At 49.0% G+C, this 21375-nt stretch carries 24 protein-coding genes; 16 read left to right on the plus strand and 8 right to left on the minus strand.

The features are described 5' to 3' along the window. The first annotated feature begins 122 nt into the window (after positions 1–122). Positions 123–695 (plus strand): FHA domain-containing protein, encoded by a 573-nt coding sequence (locus H6F68_RS03710; protein ID WP_190556529.1) that lies wholly within the window; start codon positions 123–125, stop codon positions 693–695. Positions 696–718: 23 nt separating this feature from the next. Then, entirely contained in the window at positions 719–2710 is a 1992-nt protein-coding gene (locus H6F68_RS03715; protein ID WP_242065316.1) for an FHA domain-containing protein, read from the plus strand. Positions 2711–2717: 7 nt separating this feature from the next. On the opposite strand, the gene H6F68_RS03720 is transcribed toward H6F68_RS03715, so the two are convergent. After that, positions 2718–3359, minus strand: a complete 642-nt coding sequence (locus H6F68_RS03720) for a MarC family protein (RefSeq protein WP_190556531.1) — start codon at positions 3357–3359, stop codon at positions 2718–2720. A gap of 113 nt (positions 3360–3472) precedes the next feature. Between H6F68_RS03720 and H6F68_RS03725 the strand changes: the two genes are divergently transcribed. The 3 genes from H6F68_RS03725 to H6F68_RS03735 all read left to right on the plus strand — a co-directional run bounded on the left by H6F68_RS03725 (position 3473) and on the right by H6F68_RS03735 (position 5322). Further along, the gene (locus tag H6F68_RS03725; protein WP_190556533.1) at positions 3473–3901 is read left to right on the plus strand and encodes a hypothetical protein; all 429 of its coding nucleotides are present in this window, start codon (positions 3473–3475) and stop codon (positions 3899–3901) included. 64 nt (positions 3902–3965) lie between these two features. Then, positions 3966–4445 (plus strand): DUF4332 domain-containing protein, encoded by a 480-nt coding sequence (locus H6F68_RS03730; RefSeq protein WP_190556535.1) that lies wholly within the window; start codon positions 3966–3968, stop codon positions 4443–4445. A gap of 10 nt (positions 4446–4455) precedes the next feature. Continuing rightward, positions 4456–5322: a shikimate dehydrogenase gene (locus H6F68_RS03735; protein ID WP_190556538.1), complete on the plus strand. Its 867-nt coding sequence runs from the start codon at positions 4456–4458 to the stop codon at positions 5320–5322. A 90-nt stretch (positions 5323–5412) separates the two neighbouring features. Here H6F68_RS03735 and H6F68_RS03740 read toward each other — a convergent pair whose 3' ends face one another. Then, positions 5413–6042, minus strand: coding sequence for a hypothetical protein (locus H6F68_RS03740; protein WP_190556540.1), 630 nt, complete (start codon positions 6040–6042; stop codon positions 5413–5415). 335 nt (positions 6043–6377) lie between these two features. On the opposite strand from H6F68_RS03740, the gene H6F68_RS03745 reads away from it, so the two are divergent. Then, on the plus strand, positions 6378–6812 hold the full coding sequence (locus H6F68_RS03745) for a hypothetical protein (protein ID WP_190554430.1): 435 nt from the start codon (positions 6378–6380) through the stop codon (positions 6810–6812). A gap of 51 nt (positions 6813–6863) precedes the next feature. Here the strand turns inward: H6F68_RS03745 and H6F68_RS03750 are convergent, their stop codons facing one another. From H6F68_RS03750 to upp, 3 genes are all read right to left on the minus strand, one after another. Then, on the minus strand, positions 6864–7148 hold the full coding sequence (locus H6F68_RS03750) for a YggT family protein (RefSeq protein ID WP_190431172.1): 285 nt from the start codon (positions 7146–7148) through the stop codon (positions 6864–6866). Between the two features lie 175 nt (positions 7149–7323). After that, on the minus strand, positions 7324–7653 hold the full coding sequence (locus H6F68_RS03755) for a hypothetical protein (RefSeq protein ID WP_190431171.1): 330 nt from the start codon (positions 7651–7653) through the stop codon (positions 7324–7326). 66 nt (positions 7654–7719) lie between these two features. After that, positions 7720–8370 (minus strand): uracil phosphoribosyltransferase, encoded by a 651-nt coding sequence (gene upp, locus H6F68_RS03760; protein WP_190431170.1) that lies wholly within the window; start codon positions 8368–8370, stop codon positions 7720–7722. Between the two features lie 481 nt (positions 8371–8851). On the opposite strand from upp, the gene crtH reads away from it, so the two are divergent. The 5 genes from crtH to H6F68_RS03785 all read left to right on the plus strand — a co-directional run bounded on the left by crtH (position 8852) and on the right by H6F68_RS03785 (position 14485). After that, a complete protein-coding gene (gene crtH, locus H6F68_RS03765) occupies positions 8852–10399 on the plus strand; it encodes a carotenoid isomerase (RefSeq protein ID WP_190556542.1) in 1548 nt (515 codons plus the stop codon). Between the two features lie 204 nt (positions 10400–10603). Continuing rightward, a complete protein-coding gene (locus H6F68_RS03770; protein ID WP_190431166.1) occupies positions 10604–11206 on the plus strand; it encodes a superoxide dismutase in 603 nt (200 codons plus the stop codon). Positions 11207–11385: 179 nt separating this feature from the next. Then, a complete protein-coding gene (locus H6F68_RS03775) occupies positions 11386–11592 on the plus strand; it encodes a hypothetical protein (protein WP_190431165.1) in 207 nt (68 codons plus the stop codon). A 66-nt stretch (positions 11593–11658) separates the two neighbouring features. Then, positions 11659–13818 (plus strand): polyphosphate kinase 1, encoded by a 2160-nt coding sequence (ppk1, locus tag H6F68_RS03780; protein ID WP_190556545.1) that lies wholly within the window; start codon positions 11659–11661, stop codon positions 13816–13818. A 262-nt stretch (positions 13819–14080) separates the two neighbouring features. Then, positions 14081–14485: a response regulator transcription factor gene (locus H6F68_RS03785; protein WP_190431163.1), complete on the plus strand. Its 405-nt coding sequence runs from the start codon at positions 14081–14083 to the stop codon at positions 14483–14485. 65 nt (positions 14486–14550) lie between these two features. Here the strand turns inward: H6F68_RS03785 and H6F68_RS03790 are convergent, their stop codons facing one another. Continuing rightward, the gene (locus tag H6F68_RS03790; RefSeq protein ID WP_190431162.1) at positions 14551–14733 is read right to left on the minus strand and encodes a hypothetical protein; all 183 of its coding nucleotides are present in this window, start codon (positions 14731–14733) and stop codon (positions 14551–14553) included. Positions 14734–14938: 205 nt separating this feature from the next. Next, positions 14939–15196, minus strand: a complete 258-nt coding sequence (locus tag H6F68_RS03795; RefSeq protein ID WP_190554345.1) for a hypothetical protein — start codon at positions 15194–15196, stop codon at positions 14939–14941. Positions 15197–15278: 82 nt separating this feature from the next. Here H6F68_RS03795 and H6F68_RS03800 point away from each other — a divergent pair, with 82 nt between their 5' ends. Continuing rightward, complete coding sequence (locus H6F68_RS03800; protein ID WP_190431160.1) at positions 15279–15431, plus strand: hypothetical protein; 153 nt, start codon at positions 15279–15281, stop codon at positions 15429–15431. Between the two features lie 130 nt (positions 15432–15561). Beyond that, positions 15562–16131: a DUF2854 domain-containing protein gene (locus H6F68_RS03805; protein ID WP_190554344.1), complete on the plus strand. Its 570-nt coding sequence runs from the start codon at positions 15562–15564 to the stop codon at positions 16129–16131. A 22-nt stretch (positions 16132–16153) separates the two neighbouring features. On the opposite strand, the gene H6F68_RS03810 is transcribed toward H6F68_RS03805, so the two are convergent. Next, positions 16154–16411: a chlororespiratory reduction protein 7 gene (locus H6F68_RS03810; protein WP_190431158.1), complete on the minus strand. Its 258-nt coding sequence runs from the start codon at positions 16409–16411 to the stop codon at positions 16154–16156. A gap of 158 nt (positions 16412–16569) precedes the next feature. Between H6F68_RS03810 and H6F68_RS03815 the strand changes: the two genes are divergently transcribed. The 3 genes from H6F68_RS03815 (at position 16570) to sir (ending at position 21320) form a co-directional block, all read left to right on the plus strand. After that, positions 16570–17571: a YegS/Rv2252/BmrU family lipid kinase gene (locus H6F68_RS03815; protein ID WP_190431157.1), complete on the plus strand. Its 1002-nt coding sequence runs from the start codon at positions 16570–16572 to the stop codon at positions 17569–17571. Positions 17572–18027: 456 nt separating this feature from the next. Further along, the gene (locus H6F68_RS03820; protein WP_190431156.1) at positions 18028–18558 is read left to right on the plus strand and encodes a hypothetical protein; all 531 of its coding nucleotides are present in this window, start codon (positions 18028–18030) and stop codon (positions 18556–18558) included. Between the two features lie 767 nt (positions 18559–19325). After that, complete coding sequence (gene sir / locus H6F68_RS03825) at positions 19326–21320, plus strand: sulfite reductase, ferredoxin dependent (protein ID WP_190556547.1); 1995 nt, start codon at positions 19326–19328, stop codon at positions 21318–21320. The last annotated feature ends 55 nt before the right edge of the window (positions 21321–21375 follow it).

The following is a 21375-nucleotide window of genomic DNA, read 5'->3' on the forward strand; positions in this document are numbered from 1 at the left end:
AAAGTTAGGCAGAAGATCAGACTTGTAAATCCTAGCTATTTCATAAATCTGGCGAAACAGAATAGGGAATTGCCCCCACTACAGCTGAGGTAAGTGATAGCAAGTCATTAAAAGCTGGGACGATGTACGAAATCACCTTCGCCTGGACTGAGTCAGGTCTGACCAAAACTCAAACGCTGCATCCCTTTCAACCTACCAAGAATGCGGGCGGTTTCCGGGTTGGGCGTGATCCAGAACGCTGTGATTGGATACTATCGCACCCTACTGTCTCTGGTTTGCATGTTGAGATTTTCTGGCAACCGCGCCAGCAGCACTATTATTTGCGCAATCTGCGAGATCAAAATCCTCCTGTAATTGATGGTTTGCCTTTGATGCAGGGCGAGGCAGCGCTCAAGGTAGGTAGCCAGATTAGGTTAGGTCAAGTAGATCTCACCGTTACTGCGATCGCGCCAATTATGGCCACGCTGCTTTTAACACCCCAGTTTTTTGCCACTCCTATGACTCCTGCTCTCACTCCTGTTCACACTTCTGCTTCCAGTCCACTGCCCGCTGTGGTTCCGGTAGCTAGTTCTGTCTACGGCCTCAAGTGCCCCAAATGCCACCAAGTTTTAGCCTATGAGCATGTAGCGGCAGGGTGTCATTGGTGTGGGGCTTCCTTAGCAGCGGCAGTCAGTGTCATACTGGCGCCAACGTAGCCATCAGGTGATAGGAGTTGCCCATGATGGGGGCTGCACCATTCCAAATTCAATTGAGCTGGGAAGAACCTGTTACAGGAGAGCGGCGATCGCCAGTTTTGATGGTGCCGATCGCTCTGGGACGAGAATTTGCTCACATGCCCGCTCTGGTCGGCGAACAACGAGTTTGCCGAGTTGTTCTAGCCAGTGACGATATTTCTCGCTTCCATGCATTGATCACTTTCGAGCCAGATGGCTTAGTCGTGACCGATCAAAGCAGCATTAATGGCACGCTAGTCAACGGAGTGCTGCATCATCGCAGTTTCTTAGCCAACGGCGACACGATCCAGATTGGCCCCTATGCGATCGCCATTTCCTTCGCCGTCACTCCTCCGGCACCTGCCACATCTCCTTCAACTCCACCTTCTCTGGCGGCAACTCAGTTACCTGATCCTCGTTTTGCCGTCACAGAGTTGCCGAGTCCCGACGAGGTCAATCTAACTGATGCATCTTTTCCACCCGCTCTGTTTCAAAATCAGCAAGTCTCAGTACAAGATTTGTTTGCCACAGGGTTACCCGTTCAAGAAACTGACTACGCTGCGATCGGAGCAGGGTTAGGTAGCCTTTGCTGGGTTGATTTGTTGCGGATTTGTGGAGTCCACACAGCCCAAATTATTGCTTTAGGCATGGAGCCTCAGCCCTATGCTCGCTATCAACGTCTCTGCCTCAACTCTCAGATTCCCTCGCATGAACGGCTGCGCTCCAACTCTGATTCTTGCCCGGACAATATTTGGGGCTGGCCCAGCTATGCGTTGCGGGAAGCTTGGCACGACTTGAGCAAAGGCAGACTTCTTGCAGCACTGAAATATCTGTGGCAGGTATTTGCCGAGCCAACCTTTGCTGAAACCTATACCCCACGGGCTAGCAATGTCTTTGCATCTCTCGATCGCGAAGCTAAACGGATCGGTTGGGAACAAATGTTTCTCTACGGGCGGGTGCGGGGAATTCGCAAAACCAATGATGGACGGTACGCGATCGCCTATTCTCGCTCAACCTCGCAGCAACGCGATCATGCCTTCCTGGTGGCCCGCTATGTGCAACTCGCCACCGGATACCCTGCAATTCAGTTTTTGCCTGACTTGCAAGCCTATCGCGAGCAAACGAAAGACTTTAAATCGGTGGTGAATGCTTACGAAAATCATGACCATGTGTATGAACACTTGGAACGGCAGGGGGGCACTGTATTAATTCGAGGGCGGGGCATTGTAGCCTCGCGGATTGTGCAACGGCTCTACGAAGCGCGGCAAAAAAATCCTCACATTGCGGTTTTGCATTTGATGCGATCGCCCAAACCGCAAGGCAACAAGTTCGGCTTCGCCCAACGCCACGTCGAGAATCATTACGAGTTTCAACCATTTAATTGGCCGAAAGCTTGCTGGAGCGGGGAGTTGCGAACCATGCTAGAGCAAGCCGATCCGCAACAGCGTCAGAGTCTTTTAGCAGTTTGGGGCGGCACGACTACAGCCGATCGCGGAGATTGGCGACGCATGGTAGAAGAGGGGCTGAGTCAAGGTTGGTACCAAATTACTTTTGGGGAAGTCGAGCGGGTAGAACAGGATGCTCGCGATCGCCCTGTGACTTACATTCAAGAACAAAACTTGAAGGGGCAGATGCGCCTGGAAGCAGATTTTGTCATTGATGCCACAGGTTTAGAAGCAAAGATCAAAACAAACCCGCTTCTAGATGATTTGGTGACGCAGTACAGTTTGCCGCTCAACCCGTTAGGTCGCTTGAGTGTAGCTAATGATTTTGAGCTGGTAGAAATGCGGAATGGTCGAGGGCGCATGTATGCAGCGGGAGCTATGACGCTAGGTGGCCCCTACGCGGCGGTCGATAGTTTTTTGGGCTTACAATATGCGGCTCTTTGCGCAGTGGCAGACTTAGCAAAAATGCGCGCTCCTAGTTTACAACGCTTACACCCTGTGCGATCGCTGAGTCAGTGGTTCAAGTGGGTGATTGGGCAACCTCCCTCCTAGCAGCCACCTAGTTGAATAGCTCCGGAAGCGAATCTTTGAGGAGGGCGATCGTCCCTTCGGCAATGAACTGTACTGCGATCGCCAAAATGAAAAATCCTAAAACGCGGTTGAAAGCGCCCACGCCACTCTTACCTAAACGAGCCATGACGCGATCGCCTACGGAAAGGCAAAAGTAGATCATGCCACCTAGTAGCAGAATTCCGATCAGAGCGCCTAACTGGTCCAGCAAATGGCTTGATCTCGCTGACAAACCCATCACTACACCAATCGCACCCGGACCGCTCAACATGGGCACAGCCATTGGCGTGAAGGAAATATCTTCTTTTTCTGCAACTTCCTCTCGTTCTGGGGGAGTGAGCCTGGGTCGTACAGTCACCATTTCCCAAGCCGTGTGTGCGATTAGCAAGCCCCCCGCAATTCGTAAGACTCCTAAGGAAAGATCAAAAAATTCTAAAATCAGCCTGCCCGCTAGAAAAAAGATAATCAAGACGCAAATCACATTCAGTGAGGTTTTCCGAGCCTGCGCCTGACGATAAGCTTTGGAATCTAAAGCGGTTAAGCTATAGAACAAAGGTACCGCCCCAACGGGGTTGGCAATGGGGAGTAGAGCCAGAAAAGTAGCGGTGACTTCAGCTAGAAGTTGCTGCATGAAACTCGATATGCTCAGCCATAGCAGATTAGATTTAACAGTTCTGTAATATCCTTTACCTACTGGTTTTTCATCAATCTAGTGGCTGAGGTCCTCAAATTGAGGGTAAAAGCATGACACCTACCTTATTTGGACGCTGGCAAACTCGGTTATTTCTTTTCGCCACAGTCGGTGTCCTGGTGACTCTGCCGTTTGCGCTCGGCTACATTGGCCCCGGTGCGAGTGCCCAGTTTTTCTGGGTGCTGCTCTATGCAGCGCTGTTTGGGCTAGGGTGGGATGCCTTATACACCTACTTGCAAAAGTTGCGTTGGGACCGCGACTGGCCGGGAGCCTTGCAACTGTTAGCGGGGCTATGGGAAGCGGTGTTTATTGTGTTGTTACTAAAAACAGTGGGTTTATTTGGCATTGATCGCAACTTATCCATGTCCGGTTTTTTGTGGCACTACAGCTCAATTTGGCTCGCGATTTATCTAGCGGCTCACAGTTTGATGCGAATTCTGTTTCCGCGATCGCGCTTCCGGGGCGGGCAGTGGCTTTTCTGAACGCTGCTCTCAGCAGATCCGGGCAACATGCGCCAGAATAGGATTCTTTGTCAGTGACACGACTATGCGTACGCGCGATCGCCATCGTTCCGGGTCTCGTCCTCAACCCCTAAGGCCCTGTAGCTGGCCCATTGAACAACTGCCAGGTCTAAGCCAAGAAGACCAAACTCGCTTACAAGGCCACGGCATTCACACTACTCAACAGCTATTGCAGCAAGCTGCTACACCCGCTCAGAAACAGCACCTAGCGGCTCAACTGCAAATCCATATTCAGCATGTCAACAAATGGGTGGCTTTAGCTGACCTAGCGAAAATTCCCAATGTGGGCTGTCAATATTGCGGGCTGTTGCTGCATGCAGGCATTGCCTCTTGCACTCAACTCGCTCAAACGCCTTTGCATCGGCTGCATCCCCAAATTATGCGGCTGCAGGTTGCCATGATGCAGCGACCTGATTTGTGTCCTCCTGTGGAAGCAGTGGCGATTTGGATGCAACAGGCGCGATCGCTCACAGCTAGCTCTATTCTGACAACAGGATCTAAATAGCTAGCAGGGCATGAAGTTAATAACAGGCACAACTAAACTTTTGGGTGTGATTGGAGACCCGATCAAGCATTCGCTCTCACCCGTGATGCACAATGCGGCGATCGCTGCACTAGGTTTGGATTACGTTTACGTAGCTCTGCCTGTAGCGCCATCAGATCTAGCCACCGCGATCGCTGGATTTGCTGCCATTGACCTACGCGGGTTTAGTATCACAATTCCGCACAAACAAGCCATCATTCCCCTGTTGAATCAGGTGTCGGATGTGGCTCAAGCGATTGGGGCCGTGAACACGGTTTGGTGCACAGAGCAAGGCTGGAGCGGCACGAATACAGATGTGATTGGTTTTCTGGCTCCCCTCAAAACCTACGATCGCGATTGGAGCCAAACAACGGCGGTGATTTTAGGCAATGGTGGTGCGGCGCGGGCTGTGGTGGCGGGCTGTGCTCAGTTGGGTTGCGCGGCGGTGAAAGTGGTAGGGCGCGATCGCCAGAAGTTAGCGGCGTTTCAACAAAGCTGGGTTAATTCTCCGATTCCGGTTGAGCTTTCTATTCACACCTGGGAGGAGTTGCCGAGTCTCCTACCTGATGCGGGTTTATTGGTGAATAGTACGCCGATTGGTATGCATCCCCATGATCAAGCGTCGCCATTAGAAGACGCGATCGCAACTCAGATTGCTCAAGGTGCGATCGCTTATGACTTGATCTATACGCCGAGTCCCACGCGGTTTTTGCGGCAAGCTCAACAGCAAGGGGCGATCGCGATCGATGGGTTGGAGATGCTGGTACAGCAGGGAGCAGCGGCCCTGGAACTTTGGGTGGGGCAGTCGGCTCCGGTGGAGGTAATGCGGCAAGCGTTACGGGATTATTTGGGCTTGTAGGTTAACTAAAACCAAGCCATTGGGGGCGCTTGCCCCTAAACCCCCGCTGAAGGACGGTTGCGTCCCTCAGACCCCCTGCAAAAAGTTAACTTATGTATTAGGCCAGCGCCAGTTGTAGCGGTTCCAGCGGTAGATGCCTTGGATTTCGTATTCCATGCCGCTGTCGAAGCGGATCAGGCAACTGGTGTAGGCTTGGCCGTTGTCGTCTTTTTCAGCGATGCCAATGACGGTGCAAGGAAACCATTCCGGGGCGCAGGGGCCTGATTCTTGGACCCATTCCCAGAGGCTATTGCAAACTTCAATGCGATCGCCCACTTTGACCTTTAAGGTTTCGCGATTGTCTAGCTCGGCGTAGGCAGCCACATGCTTAGGTTGAACTCGATTGAGCCACTGAGGACCGTACAACTCTCGAATAAATTGCATTGAGGCGGAGTTGCGATTGTGTAGCCAATCGTTGAGCAGCTTAATTTTCCAGGGATGGTTTTGTTGCTCTTGCTCTCTGACAAATTCTAGGAGAAGCCTTCGTTGCTCAGCGGTCAATTCATCCAGCGGATTCGCTTCACTGTGATCACCGCCATTGTTGCTTTGGCGCTGTAAGCGCTCTAATTCCACTACCAGGCCCAGCAGAATTTGCTTTTGTTGCTCATTGAGCGGGTAGTTGACGGCATCACATCGGCTAAATGCTGCTTGTAGGACCGCTTCAATCTCAGCTTTGGTCATGGCAGATGGTAGCTAAAGTGGATGAACCAACCTCAAAACCAATGTCTACTCCTACATCACTCCGTGCTGATCAATCAGCTTTACTATCAAAGCGCCAAAATTTTGAGAGTCATCTTTGGAGTTTTTAATGAGCTTTTAGGAGTTGAACTTCGCACCAATCATTAATAAAAATATTAACTTTTTACAGCGAAGATTAAATTTCTATTATTACAGAAGGACTGAGCGAAGCAGGATCAGTGAACTGAAAAGGTTTAGAGCCAATTCACGCTAAGCTGAGTTTAGGCTGCTTTACAATCAGCTCACCTAGTCGTTATTGAGTCATTACAGTGAAGTTTATGCGCTTTCGGGCCTTTGCTGTCCTTGTGATTGCTTGCCTATTCTCGGTAGGCAGTTGGCTGGTGAGTCCTGCTGCGATCGCACTCACCCAAATTAAGTTGTTTGACATTTCTTATCATGAATGTCCGGCGGAGTTAGCCGAGGGAACTGTCACGAGTGGCGGTGCAGCCATGCCCGCCAACTGCTTTCTGGTGACTGGCAAAGCTCAAAACGATTCCGGCAAGCCTGTGATTAATGCAGATATCTTTGGCCGCATTTACGATGCCAATAATGATCTAGTCATGCAAAATCGTACCCGATTGGGCTCTATTGATGAGTTGCCACCGGGTGTCAGCGATTTTCAATTGAGGATTACTGTTCCAGCCAGCCAACCTACTCCTTTAAAGCTAAAGCAGTTCAAGGCGGCAGGTTTTACTGGCAAGGTCCGTCGTTAGTTGAGCGATTGAGTCAACTTGCTTTAACGACAGGCAGCTCTAATTCCACGTTTAGATCCCGTAGGAACCCTGCTGCAAGCTGCTGAAAATTTGAGCCAAAAATTGCAGCAGGAAAATAGCCAAAATTGGGGAGAAATCCATGCCACCCAAGGGAGGGATAAAAGAGCGGAATAAGTTGAGGTAAGGATCAGTTAACTGGCTCACAATGGAGAACGGTGGATCAGACCAGCTAATGTTAGGAAACCAGCTTAAAAGAATCCGGAAAATCAACAGAACCACATAGATATTCAAGAAAGTAGCAAAGGTATCAGTCAGCAACGCTACTGAGGAATTCATAAATAATCTGGCTTCCTTCTAGAAGAGATACAAGCAATCTAGGCTTGAATTTACTTTAACGAATATCAGTGCCTTCGAGATTGGTCAAGCAGAAGTTACACCTTGGGAAGTATTACAGCTTGTTGCTTGAGTTGGCAGGACAACTATTTGAAACTTTTGGTTTGACACGCTTCGGTTAGCGATCGCGCTGGGCCTGCTCTTCCCAACCCACCACTTCGCGTTCTTCTGGTCTGCCGTTTACAGTGCTGAGTTGCTCGCGCACATCATCAATGGCTTCGTTAAGCTGGGCAATTTTGTCTTCTAAGCCACGACGGGACGCTTCAATGCTCTGCTCGGTGGGAGGCTTGAGATTGCGTTTTTTACCTTTACCGCTCAAAGCGTCATCACCGGGAAGCGACTCTTGCAAGCGATTGGAAGTCAGGAGGGTGCCTAGAATGCCACCCACAATGCCGCCAAAGAGGGCTCCTGCGATAAAGCCGCCTGTGAAACCGTCTCGATTGCTCATCTTGTACTGTCCTGCTTTAGTGTTCAGCTTAGCGTAACTACTACGAATTCATGGAGTAGGGAAGCCCTAAGTGCCAAAGGTGCGATCGCCCGCATCTCCTAGCCCTGGCACAATAAAGCCGTGGCTATTCGTCCCTTCATCAATGGCAGCTGCGTAGATCGTCAAGCTGGGATAGGCCGTGCTCAGCTTTTGTAAAGCTGGAGGAGCCGTTACTACAGAAATAATGCGGGTGAAAGCTGGATCAATCCCTCGACGGGTCAATTCTGCCATTGTTGACATAATGGTGCCACCCGTTGCCAACATCGGTTCACTAATTAAGACATGGGTTTCGGGTGGGAATACTTCTGGCAACTTGTTGAGATAGCAACTGGCTTCTAGGGTAGTTTCATCTCGCACAAAACCCAAATGATAAATTGAGGCCAAGGGCAACAGAGCTTGCGCTCCATCTAATAGTGCTAAACCTGCTCGCAGAATCGGCACTACCACAACCGGTACTTCTGGGTTTACAAACGTGGCAGCACAAGGACTGAGGGGAGTTTCCACCGTGGTTTCTACGGTAGGCAACCAGTCCCGGATGGCTTCGTAGGTTAGCCAGCGCCCTAACTCGGTCATGGCACTGCGAAAGAGGGCGGGGGGAGTCGAAATGTCACGGGCTACAGCGAGCCAGTGCTTAATTAAAGGATGGGGCGGAACATAAACTCGCAGTTGCAAAGCCATAGCCAGAAGTTAAAGAGGTAGAAATTGCCAGGTCTCAAGCGTTCACTATGATACTCCTTTCCCCTCTGCATAGATGCGAACCACTAAGGGCACTTCATCGGATTCTGATGCAATCGCCACCGAAAATTCATCATACTTGTTGCAATTCATTTTCATTAGTGATTGACAATCATTTTCAATAAGATTATATTAACTTCAAGTGTTCTCCTCTCTAAGGATCGGCAGGTGGGATCGGTTAGCGGCAGCAGACTGGTCCCCTCTTTTTTGGTTATATTTTCGTTGTCAATTTAGCGATCGCCCCGATTGATCACTGCTGATCACGGCCATGATTGCCGTTATGGTGATCGCCGTTATAGATATACAGACTCAGATACACTGAACAGAGGAGCGGGTGGACTGGCAAAGGTGAGTTGCGATCGCCAACTCGTTGTTTTAGTCCTGATTACCTGCTTCCTGCACTGTTCTGCAATCTCCTTGGGTCATGCCTGCTTTCAATACATCTCCCGTTGCTTCTGGTCAAAGTGCCTTTGCTGAGTCCACAGAATTTGATGCTATCGTCATTGGCTCTGGGATTGGCGGTTTAGTAACAGCGACTCAACTCGCGGCTAAAGGAGCCCAAGTATTAGTCTTAGAGCGTTACTTGATTCCTGGGGGGAGCGCTGGCTATTTCGAGCGGGCTGGGTATCGGTTTGATGTGGGAGCCTCGATGATTTTTGGCTTTGGTCAGCAAGGCACTACAAATTTGCTGACGCGAGCCTTGCAGGCGGTGGATATGAGTCTGGAAACGATTCCAGACCCAGTGCAAATTCACTACCACCTACCCGACGGGTTAGATCTAAAAGTTCACCGAGACTATGAGAAGTTCTTGCAAGAACTAATTGCCAAGTTTCCCCACGAGCGCGAGGGCATTCGGCAGTTTTACGATGAATGCTGGAAAGTCTTTAACTGTCTCAATGCGATGGATTTGCTGTCGTTGGAAGAACCTCGCTATTTGACGCGCGTGTTTTTTCAGCATCCCTTGGCTTGTTTGGGATTGGTCCAGTATTTGCCCCAAAATGTCGGAGATATTGCCCGCCGCTACATCAAAGATCCGGCACTGTTGAAATTTATCGACATGGAGTGCTACTGCTGGTCTGTAGTTCCAGCTGATAAAACTCCGATGATCAATGCGGGAATGGTGTTTAGCGATCGCCATTATGGCGGCATCAACTACCCTAAAGGCGGTGTCGGTCAAATTGCCCAAAAATTGGTCGAAGGCTTAGAGAAAGCGGGAAGTCAGATTCAGTACAAAGCCAGAGTCAAGCAGATCTTGATGGAGAATGGCCGAGCAGTCGGAGTAGAACTCGCTTCTGGCAAGGTTTATCGAGCTAAGCGAATCGTTTCTAATGCCACCCGCTGGGATACCTTCGAGCATCTGCTACCAACCGACAAAATGCCCATTGCTGAGAAGAAGTGGCAACAACGTTATCAAAAATCTCCTAGTTTTCTCAGCTTGCATTTAGGGGTGAAAGCCGAAGCCTTGCCGACTGACACGGAATGCCATCACATTCTATTGGAAGACTGGCAGCGGATGGAGCAATCTCAAAGTACGATTTTCGTCTCGATCCCTACTTTGCTCGACCCTGACTTAGCACCTCCAGATCATCACATCATCCATACCTTTACTCCCAGTTACCTGGAGGAATGGCAAGGATTATCTCCCAGTGACTACGAAGAAAAAAAAGAAGCAGCCGCAGCAGCTCTAGTACAACGATTAGAGAAGATTTTTCCTGGGTTAGAGCAAGCACTGGACTACCAAGAAGTGGGCACCCCTCGGACTCACCGCCGCTTCCTAGGGCGGCAAGACGGCACCTATGGCCCTATCCCTAAGCGCAAATTGTTGGGACTGTTGGGTATGCCCTTCAATCGTACTGCAGTGCCAGGGCTGTACTGTGTGGGCGACAGCACTTTTCCGGGGCAAGGACTTAATGCGGTCGCTTTCTCTGGCTTTGCCTGTGCCCATCGAATTGCCGTCGACTTAAAGCTTTAACGCCCTGAATAAAGCTTTGAAATAGGCTAAATGATTAGGATTCCGGGTTTGCTCTAGCTCTCACCGGACTTTTGATATAAAATCCTATCGTAAATTGCTGTCTCTACCAGTGCTGTCATGCAGCATTGGATAGAAGCGATCGCCGATTGAATTGGGCTTGCTACCCGCGATCGCTCCACCAGCCATTCGGAGAGGATTGAACACATGGCCTTTGAACTTCCCCCTTTACCTTACGACTACAACGCGCTAGAACCTTATATCTCAGCGCGCACCCTAGAGTTCCACCACGACAAGCACCACGCAGGTTACGTCGCTAACCTGAACAAGTTCACCCAAGACACTGAGTTGGCGGATAAATCGCTGGAAGAAGTGATCCAGGCCACCTTCAAAAACCCAGACAAAGTCGGTGTATTCAACAACGCGGCTCAAGTCTGGAACCACACCTTTTTTTGGCACAGCCTGAAGCCCAGCGGTGGTGGTTCTCCCAGCGGCGCTCTATCAGACAAAATCAATGCTGACTTTGGCAGCTTCGATAAGTTCGTTGAAGAGTTCAAGAACGCAGCCACAACTCAGTTTGGTAGCGGTTGGGCTTGGTTGGCGCTTGATAACGGCACCCTCAAGGTCACGAAGACCCCCAATGCTGAAAACCCGCTCGCTCACGGCCAAACTCCCCTCTTAACCTTGGATGTTTGGGAACATGCCTACTACCTCGACTACCAAAACCGTCGTCCTGACTTCATTCAAGCCTTCTTAGAGAACGTCGTGAACTGGGACTTCGTTTCTCAAAACTTGGCAGCAGCGGCTTAAACGACTGGCTCTCAATCGCAGCAGTTGACAGTTTTCTCAGTCATGAGCTGAGCCAAATCAACTGCAACCACACTCAAACAGTCACGTTTTATTTCGTGGCTGTTTTCTGTTTGGCCGTGTTTCAGCAGCATCAATCCTTACAATGAAATAGCTTAAGAAAATTAGTTATAAATTTAGCAATGAATAGCAACGAGATCGCTCAGTATATTGAGGCCACCAATGGTATGGCCAAGCCCTGGCTACTGTTGCAATTACGCTTGCAAAAACTGCAAGAGCGGCGAGACAGCATACCCGCCGATGAATATGCTAATGAGCTAGCTGACATCCACCAATCTCTAATGAATTTAGGAGAATGGTGGATAGGGATGGAAGACCAAGTGTTTTAAGCGAGCTGGCTTGTGACGCTGCTACTCCTGCTGTCCAGATAACGCTGCCGTGATTGCCTCAGAACCATGCCGAAAACTAAAAAGATCATTGCTGAGCCCAGCCTCACTGACTCCCAGTATTATTTCAGCCGCGAGATGAGTTGGCTGGAGTTTAATAACCGGGTCTTGCATGAAGCCTTTGACCCTCGCACCCCGCTAATAGAGCGCTGCAAGTTTATGGCTATTTTTAGCTCAAACTTGGATGAGTATTTTATGGTGCGGGTGGCAGCACTAAAACAGCAAGTAGAAGCGAAGGTCAGCCAGCTCACCTCAGAGGGGCGCAATCCTCAAGAGCAACTGGATGCCATCTGCGATCGCCTCCGTCCTATGGTGATCAAGCAGCATCGGCATTTTGAGCAAGCCTTACGGCCCCAACTCGCCAACCAAGGCATTTATCTGCTCGACTACATGGACTTAAACCAAGAGCAGCGGGTTTATTTGCAGCGCTACTTTGAAGAGCAAATTTTTCCAGTGCTCACACCTTTGGCTGTTGATCCGAGCCATCCCTTCCCCTACATTTCCAATCTCAGCCTCAACTTAGCGGTGGTGATTCAAGATCCAGAGACGGAGGAAGAATTTTTCGCCCGCGTCAAAGTTCCTAAAGTGCTACCCCGCTTCTTGCAGTTACCAGAAAACTTACAGCTACAGCCCAAGGGCCAAGGCGGAGCTTGGACAGGAGTGCCACTGGAGCAAGTAGTCGCTCATAACCTGGAGTCTTTGTTTCCAGGCATGAACATCCAAGAGTACTATCCCTTCCGGATTACCCGCAATGCCGACCTCGAATTGGAAGAAGATGAAGCCGATGATTTGATGCTCGCGATCGAGCAGGAATTACGGAAGCGGCGGTTTGGCGGTTCCGTGGTGCGTTTGGAGATTCAATCTTCCACTCCCCCAGCAGTACGAGAAATGTTGATTCAGGAGATGTCGCTCGAGGAAAGCGATGTCTACGAAGTGGAAGGCATGCTGGGACTGAGCGATCTGATGTCTTTTTTGGCCTTGCCACGGCCAGATCTTAAAGATGCTCCTTGGTCTCCCGTTGTCCCAGCTCGTTTGCGGCGCTTGAGTCAACCTACAAGCGATCGCAATGGCTCAGAAGGAGAAGATGGCGAAGATTTCTTCAGCTTGATTCGGAAGCAAGACTTGATGGTACATCACCCGTACCAATCGTTTTCGGGGACGGTGCAGCGCTTCATTACCCATGCCGCCCATGATCCAGACGTGCTGGCGATCAAAATGACGCTCTACCGCACCTCTGGAGACTCGCCCATTCTCAACGCCCTGATTGCTGCTGCTGAAAATGGCAAGCAAGTAGCTGTTTTAGTAGAACTCAAAGCTCGCTTTGACGAAGAAAACAATATCAACTGGGCCCGCAAGCTGGAAAAAGTCGGCGTGCACGTTGTTTATGGCCTAGTAGGACTGAAAACCCATACCAAAATTGCCTTGGTAGTGCGCCGGGAAGAGAACCGCATTCGTCGCTATGTCCACATTGGTACCGGAAATTACAACCCCAAAACAGCACGCATCTACACCGATATTGGTTTGTTGAGCTGTCGCGATGAGTTAGGAGCTGATTTAACCGATCTGTTCAATTATCTAACGGGCTATTCCCGCCAACAGTCCTATCGCAAGTTGTTAGTCGCTCCAGTTAACTTGCGCGATCGCATGTTGAGCTTGATCTACCGAGAAATTGAAAACTGCAAAAACGGGTTGCCTAGTCGCATTGTCGCCAAAATGAACGCTTTGGTAGACAAGCGAATTATGGTGGCTTTATACGAAGCTTCTCAAGCAGGGGTCCAAATTGACCTGATCATTCGTGGCATCTGTTGCCTCAGACCTGGCATCAAAGGTGTCAGCGACAACATCCGTGTTGTTAGTATCGTAGGCCGTTTCCTAGAGCACTCCCGTATCTTTTACTTCCACAACGGAGGGGAAGATGAAGTCTTTATTGGCAGTGCCGACTGGATGCCACGCAACCTAGACCGCCGTGTAGAAGCAGTCGTATCCATTGAAGACCCAGACCTGAAAAAAGACTTACAAGAAATCTTGGGAACCATGCTCTCCGACAACCGCCATGCCTGGGAACTACAACCAAATGGCCGCTACATTCAACGTCGCCCCGCCGCGGACTGTCCAGAACTCAGCTCGCAAAAAATTCTCATGGAGATGGCAGCCAGCTCAACAACTTAAGCAACTTAAGAAGCGGCTTAGGAACGCCACCTTGCCTGTATAACTCAATGCTTAAGCTGCTAAACATGAGATAACTATCAAGACCATCAAAAATAGTTTTTAAGGTATAAAATCCCACCTAAACCACCGTGATTTTGGCAGTCACCCGCTAGCCGGAAATTCCTTCTTGCGATTCGCCCCAACGGTAGAGGGATTTCAGTAGTGCCTACTACTAGACTAAAATTGTCTAAATCTGAAATGTCTCTTACTTGACTGAGTAGTCATGTTATCCTGTATGCGCTCTGCCCTCCGTGTCCTTGTTGTCGATGATCATGAGTTGACTCGACTCAGCCTCAAGCTGGCTTTACAGAACCAATCCAACATTGAACTGGTTGGTCTAGCGAGTAATGGTCAAGAAGCAGTTGAGCTGGTTAAGCATCAGCACCCTGATGTAATTATTATTGATTTACAAATGCCAGTTTTGGATGGTTTAAGCGCATCCACCCAGATTAAAAGCTTTGCTCCCAATATTCGCATCATCGCTTACTCATCAGTAGACGATCCTCAAACAGAGGTGATGATTCAAACAGCCAAAATTGACGCTTTCTGCAAGAAAGACGTTGCGACTCATGAACTTGTAGCTTTGGTGAAAGAACTAGGGCAAGCAGCTAAGAATGCGAGTGCCTAAGCATCCACAACCTTTACTGCCTGGAAGATAAATCGTTCCAGGCAAGGGGTTAAGGCGATGGAGGTTTAGAGATTTCCTGCTTCTGGGAAGGTTCGTTGAAATTCGTCAATCAAATCATCCATCTCTTCTAAGGCCTGATTCACATCAATTCTCAGAGTTCCTAAATCAGGCTGTTCTAGTAATCTTAGTAAAGTTTCCCGCTTGCTCTTAATCAGCGTAATCCGCTCTTTAATGGTTTCGGCGTTCATTTTTGTATCTTTATATTTACTTCTATTAAGTAAGATAAACCATCTTCGGCCCTAGTCACGGACTCAACTCTATTCTTATGACCTAGCCCAGGTTAAGAGCTGCAAGTCACTGGGATTCAGCCTGTGATTTACCTTGAATTGGTAACACTAATTAATATAGAAATGCCTCAGTCTCAGGATAGACGAGCGCAGAAATAGTGAAGGACTAGTGCAGAAAAGGTGGTCGCTTGCTATCACCTGTCTTAGTCCGCATTACTTCAGTGATAAAGCGCTTGAGTGCCTTCTCGCGATTTTTCATAAAAGCGGCCCAAAATCCTGGCTGGAACTCATCCATAGTTTTAGCCAGTGCCCAAACATCCACGGCCAAGATGTTGTAGAGCGTTTCGTCTTCTCGCTTGAGAGAATCAATCTGCTCTAATAATTTGCCTTTGGTTGCGGATGGCTGCTTTTCGTCTTTGATCATGGCTCGGACCTACTGAAGACCGTAAAGAGGGACTGAATCACATTCGCTGAGAGTGGCACTCATACTATCTAGATGAACCTAGATGAACCATAAAGATGAGTTAGATGGCCAAGCCTCCCCAGAATACCTCCCGCTGAAGTGGGCGATCGCGCCTCGGCACCTCCAGCATATCTCGCTATTCATGAACGCTCACTTTGCTAACCACAATCTTCTAGCTCTGATTTCTGGCCTCTAGCTCTGCTTTTTGGCAAGAAACTTTAGGCTTCAGAGAAAAATTGTCGGAGCTTAGGTCCACCAAACTTCCTGTAAAGGTAATGATATAAAGGTTAACTTTGCACACCGCTTAATTCATCTCATTAACAAATATGTTACGTCAAACTTCTCTAGGAACGCTGGGATTAGGAGTAGGTGGGGCTCTAACCTTAATCGGTTTTGTAGCTTACTTTTCTAGTAACGCCACCTTAAATCTTGTGGGATTCTTCTATGGCATTCCGCTACTTCTAGGAGGGTTGGCGCTGATAGCTTCAGAACTCAAGCCAGTTCCTTATACACAACCCACACCACCAGCGATCGCTGAGCTACGGGATCAGCAAGCCACCACAACCCAGAATCAGATTCGTAAAGATGTGACTCGCTATCGGTACGGCCAATCTGCTCATTTAGACTCTTCGCTGAGCCACCTAGGGTTAAGCCCTACCAATGAGGAGCGTCCTGAGCTGATTGGCATTCGGGAAACGCAAATTGATGCCGCTTATGCCTTGGTTTTGGAGTTCAATTCTCCGCTCATTTCCTTGGAAACTTGGCAGCAGAGGCAAGCAAAAATAGAAGGTTTTTTTGGTCCTGGCATTCGAGTCCAACTAACCCAACCAGTAGAGCGTCAGATTGAAGTGGCTCTGATTACTGCACCCCCAGCCCAGCCTCAAGCCACTGACTGAGCAATTGCAACCCCCACGTTCCTTACTTTTCCAGTCTGACTACATACCACTGCAAAAAATCCCCAGGCCCCATATCGAGTTCGCAAGAAGTGTCTAGCAGATATTGGGCCTGGTCTGGGATAGAGCTAAGCTTCTGCAAATCTTGAGGCAGGCTGTCTTGGCGTTGGGCTAAAATCGCCTCCAGCTTGCTGAGCAGTTCAGCAGCCGTGAGAAATTGTTCTGGCTGATTAGCTGCCAAAACCACAAAATGGTCCTGCCTGTACATTAATGGGTCGGGCATAAGCTTTATAAATTGGGAGTTTCAGCTTTTTGGGCGATCGCGCTCATACAGATATCCTAACAACGCCTCCCGAGAAGGATGGCGTTTAGCTTTCAAGTTCTAAGACTTGAAATAGAGACGTTTGCAACCTTTCATCTACAGCCCCCGTCTGCATCCCTATGATCCGCTCAGCTTGCCTCATTTTCAATCCCATTGCTGGCCAAAGCGATCCAGCCCAAGATTTAGCTAAAATTCGGGCTTTGCTGGAGCCAGAGATGGAGCTAGAGATTCTATCGACGACCAAGACAGTCGATGCGGATCAGCTCGCCTATAACGCGGTGCAGCGAGGCGTGGAAGCTTTAATCGCCTCTGGCGGGGATGGTACTTTATCCGCGACCGCAGCCGCTCTGGTAGGTACCGATATTCCTCTGGGGGTGATTTCACGAGGCACCGCTAACGCCTTTGCCAATGCACTCGGCATTCCTGACAGCATTGAAGCTGCTTGCGCCACCATCTTGGCCGGAGAAACTAAAAAGGTAGATGCGGCTTACTGTAATGGCAAACCCATGCTCCTGCTAGCTGGGATTGGCTTTGAAGCTGAAACGGTTGAACAAGCAGACCGCACTTCTAAAAATCGCTTGGGTATGCTGGCTTACATCCTAGCCGGAGTCAAGCAACTGGGGCAGCTACCTGCCTTTGACGCAGAAATTGAAACAGATGACCAAATCATTCAAGTTTCCGCTTCAGCGATTACCGTGGCCAATGCAGCCCCACCCACTTCAATTCTGGCGCAGGGACCCGCTGGGGTGATTTTCGATGATGGTTTGCTTGACCTAACGGTAGTGGCTCCCCGCAATGTGGCAGGGGCGATCGCAGCTTCCTATCATCTGCTGCAATCTGCCCTGACTGGCAACGCCACCGAGCGGGATGACATTGGCTATTTGAGAGCAAAACGTCTGAAAGTTTCAACTCAGCCTCCCCAGAAGGTAGTTTTGGATGGGGAACTAATTGGTACAACTCCCATCGAACTAGAGTGTGTCCCGCAAGGATTAACTATTTTTGCACCGTCCGCGCCTGAAACCGTTATCGAAGAAAAGTTAGATGGGCTGCCTAACTTAGTCGTGGTCTCTAAGGCGCAATTAGAGTCAGAGGACGACGAAAAATCTTCTGAGGTTCGGTAATCTCACCAGACTTTCATTTATTTTCTCAATCTAATTAATCTATTTTCAATAAATATCCGGAGGCCAATTTCTTGGTTTGGATATTATGTATTCTTCATCAGAAAACCTAGTGCTCGGAGTAGCTTCTTGCTAGTGGCATCTATTAATTTGACTTGATGCTATCTGTGCCAGTTGAGAAAGCGACTGTGTCAACCAACTCAAACTAATCCGACACGCTAGATTAGACATATCGGATCACATCCAGCAAACCTTTATCTAGAAAACATAGATAATGGTTTTTTTGCTTTGAAGGTGAAAATTCTGAGCTGGCCAGTCTTTTTAGAGAGTCAAAAATCCCAGATCTGCTACCTCTAGAAATCTGAAATTAAGTCAATTTATCCTGGAACTTTCCAAGCAGGTTCTTCGACTATAAATTCAGGAACGCAAACATTAACTTCACCCTTTGAGGGAACCAAAATGACACTCTCTCTGAAATCTATTGCTGCTTTTTCTGCTTTGTCTGTTATTGCGATCGCACCTCTACTTTCTGCTGGTTCTGCTTCTGCTCAACCTAGAAAAGGATTCAGTGATAGCTATGTTGGTGCAGGTGTAGCGGCAGGTGTCACCAACGGTGGCCAAAACAACGATGCTGCAACCTTTGGCGGCACGATTGATGGTCGCTTCGGCCTCCGCAAAGCTCCCGTTTCTCTGCGCGGTTCTGTTATTTACAGCGATGACACTAGCGCTATCATTCCGATGATCACCTATGACAAAGGGATCACTAAAAATACCCAAGTTTATGGCGGTGTTGGCTATTCCTTTGTGGAAGCAAACGGCCAGCCAACCCCAGTAGGTAACGATGATGCAGTTATATTGACTGCTGGTGTTGAATCCAAAGTCACCAAAGATGTAGTGGTTTACGGTAACACCAAGTGGGGCATTAACGCTTACCAAAATGGCCCTGCCGATTCTCTAAGCTTCCAAGCTGGTGCAGGTCTACGCTTCTAAACTCACTGAAGCTACTTAGGCTTAATATTGTCTCGAAGACCGCTATGACAACAGGCTAAGTTGTAGGCATTCATCTGCTAGTTTTTAACCGTTAGTTCTGATGCAGCCTTTCAGCAACTCTACATCAGCTCAGCAAGACTGAATAGTAATTCAACTCAGCTTTAGTCAGCTCCTAACATCAAAGTTAGGAGCTTTTTTAATTACTAAAAGTTAGCTCAATAAATAATATTTTTGAGTTTGATGGCTTGATTTTCAACAACAAACCTAGCCATCACCTTGAACTTAAGGATTTTGCTTACAGTAGTTGTATAACAGCGAAATATTTGTTTTGAGCAAGTTACTCCAAAAGACAAGGAGTGCTTGTCAATGTAATGCTGAGTTCGCTGGTTGTGGCTCTGCTCTCTCGCTTTGCTTCACACGAGTTTACAGAGAAATTCTGAAGCGATATCATCAACTTACTGGGTTACAACTTGAATGGGTAAAGTTGGCTAGCGTTAGACTTGAATCTGCTTGGTTTAGAACTTCCTTTTCCCGTAAGTTAGGGTGGACTTTCATGCAAAATTCCTGACAAGCAGGTTGACCCAGCAAATGCAATGATAAAATAGATACATTGACCGTAATTCCGGGCGGATTACCGGAAATCAAAAAGCTTAGAACTACTGAGGCTCTGAACTAACTAAAGGCTTTATGGTTCAGACCTGACTTTAACTGCAACGTTTGGTTGTATTCCACACCTCTGACTATTTTCAATTCGTACCGCAACTCCGATGGTTAAAACTCCGACTCCGACTCCCGTGGCTCGCAAACCTTCTAAGGTAGAAGGTCTTAAGGAACGTAGCCAATTTTTACGTGAACCTGTTGCCAGTGAATTGCTACTCGATACTAATTGTTTTACAGAAGATGCGATTCAAATCCTGAAGTTTCACGGTTCCTATCAGCAGGACAATCGGGACAACCGGGTTAAAGGGCAGGAGAAAGACTACCAGTTTATGCTGCGGACTCGGAGTCCAGGTGGCTTTATTCCCCCCCAGCTCTACCTGACTTTGGACCAATTGTCAGACGACTATGGCAATGGCACCTTGCGCGCTACGACCCGCCAGGGATTTCAACTCCACGGCATCCTAAAGAAAAATCTGCGAGCCGCGATCGCCTCGATTGTCAAGAGTATGGGTTCCACACTAGGAGCTTGTGGCGACCTGAATCGCAACGTCATGGCACCACCCGCGCCCTACAAAAATCGGCCTGAGTATATCTACGCTCATGAGTACGCCAACAGCATTGCCGACTTACTCACCCCCCAAACAGGCGCTTATTACGAAATTTGGTTGGATGGCGAAAAGTTTGTCAGTGCTGAGGAGCGTCCAGAGGTTAAGGCAGCTCGGCAACAAAACGGTAATGGCACCATTTTTCATGACAGTGAGGAGCCGATCTACGGCACCTACTACATGCCTCGCAAATTCAAAATTGCGGTCACGATTCCCGGAGATAACTCCATCGACCTGTACTCGCAAGACTTGAGCTTGGTGGTGATTACCAATGAGCAAGGCGAGTTAGAAGGGTTCAATATTCTGGCAGGTGGCGGTTTGGGCCGTACCCACGGCAAAGAAGACACTTTTCCTCGCATTGCCGATCCGCTAGGTTATGTCGATAAAGCCGACATTTACGAGGCAGTCAAAGCGATTGTGGCGACGCAGCGAGACAATGGCAACCGCAGCGATCGCCGTCACTCCCGCCTAAAATACCTGATGGAAGAGTGGGGGGTTGACAAGTTCCGCAGCGAAGTGGAGCAGTACTTTGGCAAGCCATTGCAACCCTTCAAGCCGTTACCCGAATTTAAGTATCTAGATTTTCTCGGCTGGCAAGAACAGGGAGATGGCAAGCTATTTCTCGGCATCTCTGTGGAGAATGGCCGCATCAAAGATGAAGGGACCTTCCAACTGAGAACTGCGTTGCGAGAAGTGGTGAAGCAGTATAATCTGCCCATCTTGCTGACGGGTAGCCAAGATGTGCTCCTGTATGACATTGCTCCTAGCGATCGCGCCGCCATTCAAGCAATATTCGATCGCTGTGGCGTACAAGTTGATCCCGATCAGATCGACTCTCTGGTTCGCTATTCGATGGCTTGCCCTGCTTTGCCGACTTGTGGTTTGGCTGTCACTGAATCTGAGCGAATTATGCCAGAAATTCTGGAGCGGATTCGCACCCTGCTAGACAAAGTGGGTCTGGAGCAAGAGCACTTTATTATTCGGATGACAGGTTGCCCTAACGGCTGCGCCCGTCCTTACCTGGCAGAACTCGGTTTTGTGGGCAGTGCTCCGGAGCATTACCAAGTTTGGCTGGGGGCTTCTCCGAACCAAACCCGCTTATCTCAGCCTTATGTGGAAAAGCTCCACATCAATGACTTAGAAATTGGGCTAGAACCAATTTTTGTCTACTTCAAGCAATCTCGCACACCCGAAGAGAGCTTTGGCGATTTCTGCAATCGCGTTGGGTTAGAGGCAATTCGGCAGTTTGCTGTAGCTTACCAATCTGAACCGCCTGAGCTTGTGAGTAGCTACGCCGCTACCATCAGCACTGCTAACGATGAAGCGATCGCTACTGTGAGCGAGACTGATGGGCTTGGCAAAATCCGCCGCCGCATTACGGTTCGAGAAGACCTTTATGCCAGTCTGCAAGCGATGGCCACTCAGCAAGGTAAAAAGGTGTCTCAACTGGCTACCGAAGCGATCGCAGCTTATGTGCAAGCCAACCAAAAGCCGTAGTTCTTAAGATCTACATTAAGATCTACGAAATCCGAACCTTGGGGGCACTCGCCCC

The sequence above is a fragment of the Trichocoleus sp. FACHB-262 genome (assembly GCF_014696035.1).
Lineage (GTDB): Bacteria > Cyanobacteriota > Cyanobacteriia > FACHB-46 > FACHB-46 > Trichocoleus.

What these genes read in the sequence shown, in the direction of transcription:
- H6F68_RS03710 (WP_190556529.1), top strand. Translation starts at nt 123, where the DNA reads ATGTACGAAATCACCTTCGCCTGGACTGAGTCAGGTCTGACCAAAACT.
- H6F68_RS03715 (WP_242065316.1), top strand. Translation starts at nt 719, where the DNA reads ATGATGGGGGCTGCACCATTCCAAATTCAATTGAGCTGGGAAGAACCT.
- H6F68_RS03720 (WP_190556531.1), bottom strand. Translation starts at nt 3,359, where the DNA reads ATGCAGCAACTTCTAGCTGAAGTCACCGCTACTTTTCTGGCTCTACTC.
- H6F68_RS03725 (WP_190556533.1), top strand. Translation starts at nt 3,473, where the DNA reads ATGACACCTACCTTATTTGGACGCTGGCAAACTCGGTTATTTCTTTTC.
- H6F68_RS03730 (WP_190556535.1), top strand. Translation starts at nt 3,966, where the DNA reads ATGCGTACGCGCGATCGCCATCGTTCCGGGTCTCGTCCTCAACCCCTA.
- H6F68_RS03735 (WP_190556538.1), top strand. Translation starts at nt 4,456, where the DNA reads ATGAAGTTAATAACAGGCACAACTAAACTTTTGGGTGTGATTGGAGAC.
- H6F68_RS03740 (WP_190556540.1), bottom strand. Translation starts at nt 6,042, where the DNA reads ATGACCAAAGCTGAGATTGAAGCGGTCCTACAAGCAGCATTTAGCCGA.
- H6F68_RS03745 (WP_190554430.1), top strand. Translation starts at nt 6,378, where the DNA reads ATGCGCTTTCGGGCCTTTGCTGTCCTTGTGATTGCTTGCCTATTCTCG.
- H6F68_RS03750 (WP_190431172.1), bottom strand. Translation starts at nt 7,148, where the DNA reads ATGAATTCCTCAGTAGCGTTGCTGACTGATACCTTTGCTACTTTCTTG.
- H6F68_RS03755 (WP_190431171.1), bottom strand. Translation starts at nt 7,653, where the DNA reads ATGAGCAATCGAGACGGTTTCACAGGCGGCTTTATCGCAGGAGCCCTC.
- upp (WP_190431170.1), bottom strand. Translation starts at nt 8,370, where the DNA reads ATGGCTTTGCAACTGCGAGTTTATGTTCCGCCCCATCCTTTAATTAAG.
- crtH (WP_190556542.1), top strand. Translation starts at nt 8,852, where the DNA reads ATGCCTGCTTTCAATACATCTCCCGTTGCTTCTGGTCAAAGTGCCTTT.
- H6F68_RS03770 (WP_190431166.1), top strand. Translation starts at nt 10,604, where the DNA reads ATGGCCTTTGAACTTCCCCCTTTACCTTACGACTACAACGCGCTAGAA.
- H6F68_RS03775 (WP_190431165.1), top strand. Translation starts at nt 11,386, where the DNA reads ATGAATAGCAACGAGATCGCTCAGTATATTGAGGCCACCAATGGTATG.
- ppk1 (WP_190556545.1), top strand. Translation starts at nt 11,659, where the DNA reads ATGCCGAAAACTAAAAAGATCATTGCTGAGCCCAGCCTCACTGACTCC.
- H6F68_RS03785 (WP_190431163.1), top strand. Translation starts at nt 14,081, where the DNA reads ATGTTATCCTGTATGCGCTCTGCCCTCCGTGTCCTTGTTGTCGATGAT.
- H6F68_RS03790 (WP_190431162.1), bottom strand. Translation starts at nt 14,733, where the DNA reads ATGAACGCCGAAACCATTAAAGAGCGGATTACGCTGATTAAGAGCAAG.
- H6F68_RS03795 (WP_190554345.1), bottom strand. Translation starts at nt 15,196, where the DNA reads ATGATCAAAGACGAAAAGCAGCCATCCGCAACCAAAGGCAAATTATTA.
- H6F68_RS03800 (WP_190431160.1), top strand. Translation starts at nt 15,279, where the DNA reads ATGAACCATAAAGATGAGTTAGATGGCCAAGCCTCCCCAGAATACCTC.
- H6F68_RS03805 (WP_190554344.1), top strand. Translation starts at nt 15,562, where the DNA reads ATGTTACGTCAAACTTCTCTAGGAACGCTGGGATTAGGAGTAGGTGGG.
- H6F68_RS03810 (WP_190431158.1), bottom strand. Translation starts at nt 16,411, where the DNA reads ATGCCCGACCCATTAATGTACAGGCAGGACCATTTTGTGGTTTTGGCA.
- H6F68_RS03815 (WP_190431157.1), top strand. Translation starts at nt 16,570, where the DNA reads ATGATCCGCTCAGCTTGCCTCATTTTCAATCCCATTGCTGGCCAAAGC.
- H6F68_RS03820 (WP_190431156.1), top strand. Translation starts at nt 18,028, where the DNA reads ATGACACTCTCTCTGAAATCTATTGCTGCTTTTTCTGCTTTGTCTGTT.
- sir (WP_190556547.1), top strand. Translation starts at nt 19,326, where the DNA reads ATGGTTAAAACTCCGACTCCGACTCCCGTGGCTCGCAAACCTTCTAAG.